The 12,909-nt window shown below is 51.8% G+C and carries 11 protein-coding genes; 5 read left to right on the plus strand and 6 right to left on the minus strand.

Annotated elements, in window-relative coordinates; all coding sequences use genetic code 11:
* Window positions 1-228 precede the first annotated feature (228 nt).
* The gene (gene tkt, locus P9J64_13385) at window positions 229-2,211 is read left to right on the plus strand and encodes a transketolase (protein ID MDG5469316.1); all 1,983 of its coding nucleotides are present in this window, start codon (window positions 229-231) and stop codon (window positions 2,209-2,211) included.
* Between the two features lie 158 nt (window positions 2,212-2,369).
* Here the strand turns inward: tkt and P9J64_13390 are convergent, their stop codons facing one another.
* Entirely contained in the window at window positions 2,370-4,187 is a 1,818-nt protein-coding gene (locus P9J64_13390) for a M3 family oligoendopeptidase (protein MDG5469317.1), read from the minus strand.
* Between the two features lie 267 nt (window positions 4,188-4,454).
* On the opposite strand from P9J64_13390, the gene P9J64_13395 reads away from it, so the two are divergent.
* From P9J64_13395 to P9J64_13410, 4 genes are all read left to right on the plus strand, one after another.
* On the plus strand, window positions 4,455-5,099 hold the full coding sequence (locus P9J64_13395) for an RNA polymerase sigma factor (protein MDG5469318.1): 645 nt from the start codon (window positions 4,455-4,457) through the stop codon (window positions 5,097-5,099).
* Window positions 5,092-5,544 carry a hypothetical protein gene (locus P9J64_13400; protein MDG5469319.1) on the plus strand — a complete coding sequence of 151 codons (453 nt, stop codon included), beginning with the start codon at window positions 5,092-5,094 and terminating at the stop codon, window positions 5,542-5,544. The genes P9J64_13395 and P9J64_13400 overlap by 8 nt, the downstream gene beginning before the upstream one ends.
* Before the next feature lies 1 nt (window position 5,545).
* Window positions 5,546-6,013 carry a DUF3106 domain-containing protein gene (locus P9J64_13405; protein MDG5469320.1) on the plus strand — a complete coding sequence of 156 codons (468 nt, stop codon included), beginning with the start codon at window positions 5,546-5,548 and terminating at the stop codon, window positions 6,011-6,013.
* 300 nt (window positions 6,014-6,313) lie between these two features.
* Window positions 6,314-7,609, plus strand: a complete 1,296-nt coding sequence (locus P9J64_13410) for a porin (protein ID MDG5469321.1) — start codon at window positions 6,314-6,316, stop codon at window positions 7,607-7,609.
* 388 nt (window positions 7,610-7,997) lie between these two features.
* On the opposite strand, the gene P9J64_13415 is transcribed toward P9J64_13410, so the two are convergent.
* The 5 genes from P9J64_13415 to mce form a co-directional block, all read right to left on the minus strand.
* On the minus strand, window positions 7,998-9,719 hold the full coding sequence (locus P9J64_13415; protein ID MDG5469322.1) for a hypothetical protein: 1,722 nt from the start codon (window positions 9,717-9,719) through the stop codon (window positions 7,998-8,000).
* Between the two features lie 218 nt (window positions 9,720-9,937).
* Complete coding sequence (locus P9J64_13420; GenBank protein MDG5469323.1) at window positions 9,938-11,212, minus strand: hypothetical protein; 1,275 nt, start codon at window positions 11,210-11,212, stop codon at window positions 9,938-9,940.
* A gap of 91 nt (window positions 11,213-11,303) precedes the next feature.
* Complete coding sequence (locus tag P9J64_13425) at window positions 11,304-11,441, minus strand: hypothetical protein (protein MDG5469324.1); 138 nt, start codon at window positions 11,439-11,441, stop codon at window positions 11,304-11,306.
* A gap of 298 nt (window positions 11,442-11,739) precedes the next feature.
* The gene (locus P9J64_13430; GenBank protein ID MDG5469325.1) at window positions 11,740-12,222 is read right to left on the minus strand and encodes a redoxin domain-containing protein; all 483 of its coding nucleotides are present in this window, start codon (window positions 12,220-12,222) and stop codon (window positions 11,740-11,742) included.
* Between the two features lie 279 nt (window positions 12,223-12,501).
* Entirely contained in the window at window positions 12,502-12,909 is a 408-nt protein-coding gene (mce, locus tag P9J64_13435) for a methylmalonyl-CoA epimerase (GenBank protein MDG5469326.1), read from the minus strand.

The following is a 12,909-nucleotide window of genomic DNA, read 5'->3' on the forward strand; positions in this document are numbered from 1 at the left end:
ATAATTCTCTTCACCACTCGTTCGTTTCTCTCACTAGAGACACAGAGATGACCTGATTTTTTTGAATTTCTCTGTGTCCTCTGTGTCTCTGTGGCGAAAGGTTTTCTCTGAACGACCCTCACTTAAGCGAGATTGATAACCAGATTTCATCGCATTTCCGCTTGTCTTGCCGGCGGCGGGTCAGTATAGTGACCTCTTCAATAAAACCGTTATCCGAGGAGCTTTTTAATGGCACAAACACTAGACATGCAACAGGCCCAGAGGGCCATCGACACAATCCGCCTGCTTTCCGCCGACATGGTTGAACAGGCCCAGTCAGGGCATCCCGGCACCCCCATGGAAGCCGCCCCGATTGCCTACCTGCTGTACAAAAAGTACATGCGTTACAATCCAAAAAACCCGGATTGGGCAGGGCGTGATCGATTCATCCTCTCCTGCGGCCATGCCTCGGCGCTCCTTTACAGTATGCTGCACCTCTCAGGCTACGAACTCTCGTTGGACGACCTGAAAAATTTCCGCCAGATCGACAGCCCAACCGCCGGCCACCCGGAATTCGGTCACGCGCCCGGCATCGAAACCACCACCGGACCTCTCGGTCAGGGTATCTCGGTTGGCGTCGGCATGGCCATGGGTGCTCGCTTCCTGCAGCAACGCGTCAACCAAGAGCTGTTCGACTATACGACCTACGGGATCTGCTCCGATGGCGACCTGATGGAAGGCGTCGCCTCCGAGGCCGCTTCGCTGGCAGGCCACCTGCGTCTGGGCAACCTGGTCTATCTCTATCTCGACAACAAGATCACCATCGAAGGCGACACTGACCTGGCCTTCACCGAAGAGGTTGCCACCCGCTACCTCAGTTACGGCTGGCACGTTCAGCATGTTGAGGGTGAAAACGTGCAGGATCTTGACCGGGCCATTGCCAAGGCCAAGAGTTCACCCCGTCCTTCTCTGATCATCGCCCGCTCGCACATCGGCTTCGGCGCACCGAACAAGCAGGACACTCACGACGCCCACGGCGCGCCACTCGGTGCTGAAGAGTTGAAGCTGACCAAGAAGTTCTTCGACCGCGACCCCGAGGCAACGTTCGTTGTCCCTGCAGACGTTATAGAGCACATGGGCGAAGCCATCAAGCGTGGTGCCGAACAAGAGGCAGAATGGCAGAAGGCTTTTGCCAAAGAGCTTCTTCAGAATACCGATCTTGCCGCATGGCAGAAAGTTGCGGCAGGGGAGCTTCCAGAAGGCTGGGACGACCTGCCCAAGTTCGCTGCCGGGGAAAAGTTGGCGACCCGCCAGGCCAGCGGCAAAACCCTGAACGCGATTGCAGGCAAACTGCCTTTCCTGCTCGGTGGTTCAGCCGACCTCGGCCCTTCCAACAACACCACCCTCGTGGGCGAGGATTCCTACACACCGACCACCGTTGGCCGCAACATCCACTTCGGTGTTCGTGAGCACGGCATGGCTGCCATTCTCAACGGCCTGGCGCACACGCCCGGGTTGATCCCCTTCGGCGGCACCTTCATGATCTTCGCCGACTACATGCGACCACCGATGCGCCTTGCAGCAATGATGGGGCTACAGACTGTTTATGTCCTCACCCACGACTCTATCGGCCTGGGCGAAGATGGCCCGACCCACCAACCGATCGAACAACTGCCCAATCTGCGAGCGGTCCCTAACCTGACCGTGATCCGCCCCGGCGATGCCAACGAAACCCTTGAAGCATGGAAGGCCACGATTGCCAATCAGCAGGGTCCAACGGCTTTGATCCTGACCCGTCAGGGTCTGCCGACTCTCGATCGCACCCAGCTCGGTGCAGCAGAAGGCCTCCACCAGGGCGGGTATGTCCTCTCCAAAGAACAGGGCGATCTGCAGACGATCATCATCGCCAGCGGCTCTGAAGTGCCTCTGGCATTGGACGCACAGAAGCAATTGCAAGCGGATGGTATCGGCACACGCGTTGTCTCCCTACCTTCATGGGAGCTGTTTGAAAAGCAGACTCAGGACTACCGCGACCAGGTTCTGCCTCCGGCTTGTCTGAACCGTGTTGCTGTTGAGGCGGCTTCGAGCTTCGGTTGGGAGCGTTACGTTGGTTTCAAAGGCAAGGTCGTCGGCATGCAGGGTTATGGTGCCAGCGGCCCGGCTGGTCAGCTGATGGAGAAGTTTGGTTTTACCGTCGACAACGTCGTTGCTAAAGTTAAAGAACTTTTGTAGTGGCGTGATGCACGTAGCGCGTAGCGCGAAATACGTTTAAACCTTAAGGGGGCCGGAACTAAATTCCGGCCCCCTTTTATTTTTCAAACTCACAATCCACAAAGCCTGGTTTTCCTTTGCGGCCTTTTCGCCTTTGCGTTAAATATCATTCTTTTTATTCACGACTTCAGCACTTTCTTGTCCGACTGAATCAGCCCTTTAAGCTCATCAATCAACTCCCCAACCAAACCATACCCCTGTGCCCAGAAATCCGGATCCGCAAGATCAATCCCCAACGGCTTAACCAGAGCATCAGGCCTTACAGAACCACCGGCACGCAGGATCTTCATGTACGCAGGAATAAAGCTAGCCCCTTCCGCACGGTATTTCTGATAGAGCGCAAGCACCAGGAGTTCACCAAAGACATAGGAATAGCAGTAGAAGCGAGCATGGATAAAATGGCTGATATAACTCCAACCCCAACGATACGAAGGGATCATCTCAACGTCATCGCCGAGCAGTTTGGCATTCTCGGCAAGCCACAGTTCACAGATCTCGTCAGCGGCCAGAAGGTCCTGTCCACGCCTGGTGTGTGCCGCCAACTCAAAACGGGTCAAGACCGTCTGGCGAAAGGTTGTGGCGATTATTTCTTCAATTTTTGTGCAGAGCAGGCTTATGCGGGTCTGCCGATCCGGTTCACCCTCCAACAGCGCACGGGTCAGTAGCATCTCGCCGAAGACACTTGCCGTCTCAGCCAGGGGCAAAGGTGCATGATAATGAAAAAAGTTCTGTTCTCCAGAGAGGACATAATGAACCGCATGCCCTAATTCATGGGCCAAAGTAGAGACATCACGGAGGGTGCCGGTGAAATTGAGAAGCACATAGGGATCAGCGCCGGGGTAGAGGCCCATGCAGAAGGCGCCACCTGACTTGCCGGAGCGGGGGGTGACATCGAGTTTGCCCTCGACGACCAGGCGTTCAACAATCTCAGCCATTTCTGGGGAAAAACCGCGAAAAGCATCAATCACCAGGTCAAGGGCTTCAGGAAACGTATATGTCCTGGGCTCTACCCCCACGGGAGCGTAGAGATCGGTGTTCTTCAGTTTGTCGAGCCCGAGCAAGCACCGCTTCAACTCAAAATATTCCTGGGCCAGCGAGTAGTGCGCTTCAGTCACGGTCAACATCTGCTCGACCATCTCCGGGTCAGTTTCACTGCTCAGGTGGGTTGGTGTCATCAGGTCAGGATAATGTCTCAGCTCTGCTTCCTTACCGTGATCAAGCAGCAGGTTGTTAAAGCAGCTGGTCAGCACCAGCGCATTGTCAGCATGCTTGGCGAGAAAGGTCGCAAATGCCGTTTCGCGAACCTGACGATCCGGGTGGTAAATCAGCGACAGCAACTCCTCGCCTGTGGCCTCGCGTTCTTCCGTTTCGCCTGGAAACCGATAAGCATAGGAAAAGCCGGAGGTCAGTTCATCAAAAAGCTGCACGAACGCCTCTTTGCCGGAGAGGTCCTTGCGTTTCAGGGCCTGCTCTACGGCTTCGCTCTGGGTATATGCAGCATGAGCCCGGACCGTTGACAGGTAGTGAGCAAACGGGACAACTGCTGCATTTTCCAGGAGAGTTCTATACACATCCTCCTCAAGGGCGAGGATTTCCAATTCAAAAAAGAGCGTCAGTTCGTGAATCGCCTGCCAGGCTTCACGCACCCTTGCCACGAGAGAGGTATGTCCCGGGTTATCGCTCTCAGAATAGAAGAGGAGCTGTGCAAAAAGGTAGGGCTTGAGAACTAGAAGTTGCAGAGCCTCATATTCTTTTAAGGCCTGACTGAAGCTTGCAGGATTTATTTCCGGATGATCGATCCTGCCGTGGAAAGCGTCCCGGAACTGTTCTGCCTGTTGGTGAGCAGCACCCAGATCTGCTTGCAGCTTTTCATCATCGAGGTCGGCATAGAGTGAGGTGAGATCCCAACGGATTTTATCTGGTGATATTTGTGACATGGTTGCTCCTTGGGGTTTGTGATAGTGACCGGTATTTTAACGCAAAGACGCAAAGAAAAGCCAAGAAAGTCGCAAAGGGGAAGGCATTATCGAACGAAGATAACTTCTGATAAAAGTTGATCAAGGTCAGCGCTTAACAACTTAACCTCATGCAGTTGGTTTTCTTTGCGACTTGCCTCTCAACTTTGCGCCTTTGCGTTAAGCGTTAAGTAAACCATTTTGAATCCTGCTCGTCTAACCAACAAAGACAGCCATCAGGAGAAACACGTGCCATCAACTACGGCAGCAATCGTTGACACGCCAGCGGGGAGTCGCTACCCTCGGCGGATGGTCAACACCGATGAAAAAGCCCTGCTGGAAAGAGTCCTCAAGGGTGACGAATCCGGTTTCGAGGAGATCGTCAGGGAACATACCGGCAAGCTTGTCGGGCTGGCCTGGCGCCTGGTCGGCAGTCGTGAAGATGCCGAGGAACTGGCCCAGGAAGCTTTTTTGCGACTACATCGCTCCTTGCCTGGCTTTCGAGGAGACAGCCTTATCGGCACCTGGCTTTATCGGACGACGACCCGGCTGGCCATCGACTTTCTGCGCAGGGAGCGCATCAAGCGCAAAGTCTTCTTCTTTCGCCAGGACAACGACTCTGCCGATCCGGTGGAACTGGCAAGAGATGGCCGTCAGACTCCGGGAGAAATTTTCCAGACCCAGGAGGCCATGCGAACGCTGAGGAAAAGCCTGCAGAATCTTTCCTCACGGCAACAGGTTATTTTTATGTTACGCCACTACGAAGGCTTGGCGTTGAAAGAGATTGCCGAACATCTTGGCCTGGAGACGGGAACCGTAAAAGCGCACCTGCATCGAGCCGTAACCCAATTACGCAAAGACCTGGTTCAGTTTCGCGGGGGAGATCATGAATAACAAGCATTGTTTGAGTGAGCAGGACCTGGTCCTGCACTATTACCAAGAGTTTTCCGAGTCAAGTGCAGAGACCTTGCACCTGGCCAACTGCCCGGAGTGTGAAGAACGTCTGAACGCTCTAAGCAGGGAGATGGCAGACCTTCCGGACTTGCCAGGGGTTATCGATCCGCACGCGGCAACACGCATGGCGGCTCGCGTCTCAGAGCAGCTCAAGCGCCCCCGCAAGAAGTGGTTGCCTGCCATCGGCACAACCGCTATTGCCAGTGTGGTCTTGGCCCTCGCCATCACGCTCTGGAGTCCACAACAGGAGCTGCTTCAAACGTCCAGCATCATCTCAGGACCACTGGCAGACAACCTTGATGGAGAAATGTCTGATATCGATTTTCTTGAGGACCTGGAACTGCTCAAAGAATTGGAGCTTCTGAGCCAGATTGAGGGAGTCTGACATGACACGATTGAGTATTATTATCAAAGTTACGACCCTACTCGCCTTCACCTGCCTTATTACAACTCCCGCCTTTGCGGGTAAAGGCCCGGGCAAGCATTCAGGCCAGGGTGATCTGCAGCAGTGGTGGCAAAGCCTGCCACAAAATGAGCAGCAGATGCTTCGCGATCGCTACGAAATATTCAAGAGCCTGCCGGAGGAAAAGCAGCAACGCCTGCAGAAACGTTGGCAGGACTACCGGGATTTGCCACCTGAAGAACGCAAGCAGATGCACAAGAAGTTCAATCGCTGGCAGGATATGGATCCGCAAGAACGTGAGCGACTGCGCGGAACCTACCGCAAATTTCAGGACCTGCCGAAAGATCGACGCAGGCAATTAAAGGAAGAGCTTTATCAGCTGCGCGGCCTTCCTCCCGAAGAGAAAGAACAACGTCGCAGGGAGATCCACCGACGGTATTTCCCGGAATAATACCCGCGAGTTAACCCTTCAAAAAAGCCAGCAAATTCACCCGATATGCTGGCTTTTTTACGCCCTCATCTTTACAAAGTATCACGACATGATAGAAGTTTATTGGTGTTAAGGATGAACTTTCACTTGAATCAAAGCCATCACTTTCTACCCCCGCACTTTCAAGCTTAAGAGACAGTTTTAAATATTTGCAGTCCGGGTGTGAGGAAGCATGTTTTTCATTTTTAAAAAATACCTTATGTCTACGTCGTACCGATGTGATTTTATATCGACACTTAACCGGGTACAGGAGGTAACTCCATGAGACGTGTTTTCTGCAATTTGGTATTTGCCATAACGATAACCGGGTTCATAATCGTTAACTCCATTCAACCCGCCGCAGCCGCCAGTATCGATGAAAAGCTCGAGCGACTCGAGAAACTACTCCAACAACAGCAGCAACAGATCGAATCACAATCCCGAACGATTCAACAATTAGAGAACAAACTGGGGAAGATGACAACATCATCTCCCGCAGCCACTGGCACGGCTGAACAGCAAACAACTCATTCGGGCAAGCCAGCCGTACAATCCGGCAACGAGAAGGTCAGTGTCAAACTGTATGGCCAACTCAACAGAGGCGTACTGCTGGTGGATGACGGCGACAGCACCAACACCTACCAGGTCGACAACGACAACTCCTCGACCCGCGTTGGTCTGCTAGGAAGCGTGAGCACCATTAAAGATTGGACGATTGGTACCAAGTTCGAGCTCGAATTCGAATCTAACTCCAGTAGTGCTGTTAACCAGGACGAGCAGAACGGCGTCGGCGGCGACAGCTTCAACGAACGTTGGGCAGACATTTTCATCAATTCCCCCTACGGCATGCTCTCTCTGGGCCAGGGAGACACGGCGTCGAACAACACTTCAGAAATTGATCTTTCAGGAACGACTGTGGCCGGCTATTCTGATCCCAACTCCCAGGCCGGTGGGCATTTCTTCTATGACAACTCGACAAAAAGCCTCGATAAAAACACAAAAATCAAGGACGTTTTCAGCAACCTTGACGGCCTCAGCCGCGATGACCGTATCCGCTATGACACTCCCGAATGGCGTGGTCTGAAACTGGCAACCTCGGCAACTTCTGGAGATGGTGGCGACGTAGCCTTGTTCTACACCTACAAGTCAGATACGCTCAAGTTGGCTGCGGGTGCGGCGTACTCCAACCCGGGCAACACCTCTTCAGCAATTGACGAGACGATAAACGGATCGGTGTCACTGTTGCACTCAAGCGGAGTGAACTTGACCTTAGCCGGTGGCGTTCGTGAATTGAAAGATTCACAACGGGACGATCCGACTTTTTTCTACACCAAGCTGGGCTACAAGAACACCTTTTGCACACTTGGCGAAACAGCGATGTCTATCGATTTTGGCATTAACGAAGATGTCAATCTCGATGGCGATGAAGCACAAATATTCAGTGCTCAACTGGTACAATATATCTCACCCTGGGCGACCGATTTCTACCTGACCTACCGTAATTATGAACTGGATCGCTCCGGCACCGATTTCGAGAACATTCATGCTGTACTGTCCGGCCTGCGGGTCAAATTTTAATCGAGCATTATGAAGAGTGTAGCTGCCATAGCCCATACCTTTTTCTTGGCACTGTCCATCTTGACGCTCACGGCCTGTGCTTCCGGCTCGGAGTCTTTCGTCTACACCGCGGCCGACGACCCCAGGCCGGGGCCAGGTCTATTTTCAGGACCTGATGGTGTATTTACGGTCTATAAAAGTTCAGACACGGAAGAAAGTTCAGACTCAAACAAAGAGCTATAATCAAATCCTCAAAAAATACTGGTCAGAGCATAATCACCTTAAACAAAAAAAGCCCCACATCTCCTGATGTGGGGCTTTTCAATAATCTACAGGCGGTTCAATCAATAGCCCGTCTGTCTATGGCGTCGAGCTAAAAACATAAAGGTGCGCCATAATAAGGCGCATTTTATTCAAGTTCATAGGTCACAATAGATGACCGGGCATCCTCAAGCACGTTCTTGGTCCGGAAGCGGATCGCCTGGACCAGTTCTGGGCTGCCGTCATTATCGGCATCGGCGACCACGAAATCAGCGAGATAACCAGACTGACTGGCAGTCCGCCAACTTTCCAGCAGAGAATAACCATCCCAGCCCAGGGCAACGAGACGACTTCTCTTGAACTGGCTCAATTTTTTCATGACACGCTGACCATCATTTTGGGCAACCAGGATTTCACCGCCAGGCATCAGGGTCATCCGCTGTGGCACACAGATCGGCCACAACATTTCATCCTTGAATTCGGCGCGAGGCAAGTAACAGGTATCCGAACCGCCAAAATAATCGGCAGAGTCCCAAAGGGTGTCTCCTTCAGCTGAAGCCACCTTGAGATAATCGCCCTGGCTCAGGTAGGCATAGTTGAGTTGTTGTTTTTCATCCATAAAGGGCAGAAAATTGAAGATATTCAGTTTCCTGGGAAGTGACACTTCATCCCCTTTAAGCAACTGATTGCCCTCGCGTATGACTTTAAAAATACTGCCATAGAAGGAGTCTACCTCCGCTACTTTTCTCTGGGCAAACAAGAGGGCTTCTTGCTGTCCGGGAAAGGCAATAGAGCGAAACAACCAGCGGACCCGCCTGACAACAATTTCATAGTTTTCACCGGTATACTCGACAACCAAAGATTCTGCGTCAAATTTATTCAGTGCAGACAGGTAAAGTTCTGCCCGGCCATTGCCATCGAGGTCAACGGCATCCATGGTCAGGAATTGCAATCTTTTGGGCAGTTCGAGTTCAGCAAGTTCAGTTAATTCCTCGTCAACGATACGCGTAACCAGGAGCTTGTTGTCGAGAAGAACGGCTGTCTCCTGCTGGCCGTCTCCATCCAGGTCGGCCACCGAGACCGCTCTCACCCGGCCGACAAGACCTGGCCCCATCCAGATGCCCTCGCGATCCATCTGTTTCTGACGGAGAATAGCTTCATCCATTTCAGCAAAGCGGCTTTCGTTGCCCCCACCGAAGGTCCCCATGACATTGTTAGCGAGTTGCTGAAGCAACTTCGGCTTAGGTTTAACCTGTCGTGCTGCAGTACCACTGGGCGTGGTGCTGACAGTACCGGTAAGTTGCTCGTCAGCAGTGACCATGTACTTATGTAATTGCTCACCCTGCTGGTTATGGATCGTGAGGGCCTTCTCCTCCAGAGTGAACGTCAGAAGAGCGCTGTCAGCTTCTCCAGCCGCCAACCATTTAAACTGGGGCAGGTCAACCTTAACCTGTTGAGCCAAAGCGCTGGCCTCTTCCGAGTTATCAACAAAGAGTGCGGGAACCTGCTCGAAGCGCTTAATCGGCGCACCATCTTCCAGTGCCAGGTTTTCACTGAGGACCTTGGCGTAGGAATAACCGGAATAAATACGGGTGACCTGGAGGAAACCAAGGACATTGTCTATGGAACCAAGCACCTTGCCCGTCTCAGGGTGGAGGATCTTTTTCCCGGGAGCAACAACAGTCAGGATATCGCCAATGTTCAGGTTGTTGCGGTCATCGAGATCAACGATGTACTCCTCGTTGATCGGCATAACCACGGTACCGCTAACTACGGAGAAATCGGCGGCGACATCAGCAGAAATCTCAGCGTAAGCCATTATTGGCAGGCAAAGAAAGACTAGCACGAGCAATTTTACAGTGAATTTCATAAGTATTCCCATTGCGTAGACATCTTCATAATTCTTTCTTATTCGAGTCCGCATTTTATCGGCTTTTAAGGCAAAAGCAAAGCGCTAAACGGTAAATTACAGAGACATAATCACGATTGTCACAAAGCCACTTCTACGGATTAAAAAATGGAAAAGCCCGCTGCGTTAGCAGCGGGCTTTTCAGGTCGAGCTTGTAACGTGTCGCGCTCTAAAGAATCTTAGAACTTGACGAACAGGCCTGTACCAAATTCGGTAACATCACCGTCAGTATTGGACAGGTCGTCGTCGACTGAAGTGAACTGAGCTTGCGCCTGGAAGGTGGTGTTTTCCATCACAGGGTAAACCAGACCGATAGCAAAGGCTTGAGCCTCAGCTTCAGTGAACTTGTCTTCCTCAACTTCCAGCCATGCAGCGGATGCGGCTACCTTGGCATCTCCCAGCATCATGCTGGCATAGAGACGACCGCCAACAACACCGGCACTCTTGCCAGAGAAGTCAAACGGGCTGGGGCCAGAAAGGCCCTTGTTGTCGTTCAAACGCATGTTCTCGTTGCTCAAGCTGGTGCCGACATCATAGATTGGATCCCAACCACCGAACTTGGTGCCGATACCGCTGTACTGCGTGTCTTCGTCATCGCCAAGAGCGTAGAAGAGCTGACCACCGACGGTAAAGGTGTCTGAAACAGCGCCAGAAAGGTCGAGAAAGAGCTGGGTACCGAAAGCATCAACAGTATCAGTTGCATCACCATCGAAGAAATCCGCTTCAGCATCGAGCTTAAGAGGACCTAAATCGAAAGAACCGCTGGCACCAATCACGAAGACTTCCTCGCCTTCGGCGTAGTAATCAGTCTGGCCGGCAACAAAGACATTAACGTCTTTGATCGGCTTGACATGAGCACCGAAGATGAATGCATCCGTGGTGTCTAAGCCAGAGTTACCAGCAGAAGCAGCAGGATTAGCAACGATTGCGCCTGTGGTTTGATCGATAATGAAAGCAGGCGCAGCTGCCTGAGCATTGTCGTCAATCAGGAATGCGAAGACATTGACAGGCACGTCGCCCTTAATGTCAAAAGAGAGACCGTTGCTCTGTACGTCAACAGCATAGGTCTTGCCATAGGCTTTGAACTGCTGACCGGCACGCAGGTGGAAGTTGCCTTTGGTGAGGTCGATGTGAGCACGATCCCAGTGCTGGGACTGGAAGTTGCTACCGCCGACAGAAGTACGACCGGAACCGTTTGCGTTGCCGCTACCCCAACGAGACTCAGTGATGTCAGTACGGAAAGTGATGCTGACGCCTTCAGCAACGGCAATCTTGCCGCCGATACGCAGACGCTGGTCACCATAGGTGTCAGTACTGTCGTTTTCGTTGTCGGTGTCTACATACCAACCACGAACACGCATTTCGCCGTTCAGGCTGAGACGATCTTCCGCGATGACTGGAGTCACCATGGCCACCATGACCAATGCTGCCAATACTACCTTTAACATTTTCATCTTTTTGCCTCCTGAATGTAATTACTCTCAGTTTACAACCTGCACCCACTACCACAGTGAGCCAAGCCTTTTAAAATAAAACTGCTTAAGTTTACTCGGTCGGTGCATCAAATTCATAGCCACAGGCCGGACACTTGACGCGAATCTTCTGATCACCACTTGTGCCAGCGCATGCTACCAAAGAGAGGATCATCATAACCGCAAGTGCTCCGGTAAAAACCTTCTTCATTCACTTACCTCCTTTCGTAGATTTATTTGATTGCACCATTAAAACTGTTGCGACTTTTAAAGATTATATCTTTTCGGGCGCACAGCCCGACTAGTTGCAATACTTCAACAATGATGCCAATTTAGCTAATGCTACACAAGATAACCAAAGAAGCCCTCAATTCCAAGCATTTTCTAACTTTGGTAACGAAATAACGTTATTTTTTCTGCTCGTTCCCCAGCAAAAGAGTGTTGCGGCGCAACCACACTGTCGCATTTTTCACACGGCTTTGACCGAAACCAAACAAGCATTCACTTTTTCATTCCATCTTCCCTGAAGTCTCTTGTGCCAGAGGATGATTGTACTCCTGAACCATGGCACGAATATCGTCAGCCATCACGTTACGGCCGGAGCTGTCAAAACGTACAACCTGCTCTTTATCGACAACCAGGAATCTCGGGATCAGGTAAACATTGTAAGCTTCATAAGCCTGGCCATCATCGAGCAAGGCATGAAAAACCATGGGCGGCTCATGATCACCTAGATACTCGAGAATCGTCTCCTTGCTGTCCTGAACAAAAACTTCCAGGACCACAACATTCTGTTCCTTAAGAAAAGGACCGACTTTTCTGATCTCTGCCGATAGGAGCTTGCAGGTCGGGCACCAGGTGGTTGCCAGCTTGAGCAGAACCAGGCTTCCTTTGAAGTCGGAAAGGGAGACCTCTTCGCCCGTCAGTGACTGTAGCTTAAAATCTGGAGCAGGCTCGCCCGCCTCGATGGCGAAGCCAAGGGTTGGAGCCACAGAAAAAAGCGCCAGAAGAAAAACAGCACACAGCCACTTAACAGGTTTTAAATGATCAACGCACAAAGGTCAGCTTCCCCTTCTCACAATAGAACAGCTTTTTGCAGTGTAGAAACGTTGTTTTTATTTGTCAAGCGCAAACAACTCAGGGCCTTCATTTAGTGTCCTAGATTAGAGTAGGCCTAATAAGTACACAGCAATAAAACATCGTTACTTTTTTGGGCAAGGCCCCCGAAGAAGCCTTTCACCCGCGACAGCAGCCCGGTGTTCAAACTCAACCTAATGATCGCCGGGCTGGCAAAGCTCGGTCAATACGCCACCGCTCGCCTTGGGATGCATGAACGCTATTTTCGTTTTATGGGCCCCGGTACGCGGCGTCTCATCAATCAAACGCACACCCTCAGCCTTGAGCTGCACCAGCCGCGCCTGAAGATCCGCAACCTCATAAGCCACGTGATGCACTCCCGGACCGTTCTTTTCCAGGAACTTGGCAACCGGCGAATCGTCAGAGGTTGCCTCCAAAAGCTCAATGCGGCTTTCACCAACCACAAAAAAAGCGACCTTGACCTTCTGCTCTTCGACGACTTCCGTACCTTCAAACTCCATCCCGAGGACATCCCGGTAAAAAGCTGTGGACTCTTCGATGCTCTTGACGGCGATACCGATGTGACTGATTTTTTTTGGCAT

This window comes from Deltaproteobacteria bacterium IMCC39524, assembly GCA_029667085.1.
Taxonomy (GTDB): domain Bacteria; phylum Desulfobacterota; class Desulfuromonadia; order Desulfuromonadales; family BM103; genus M0040.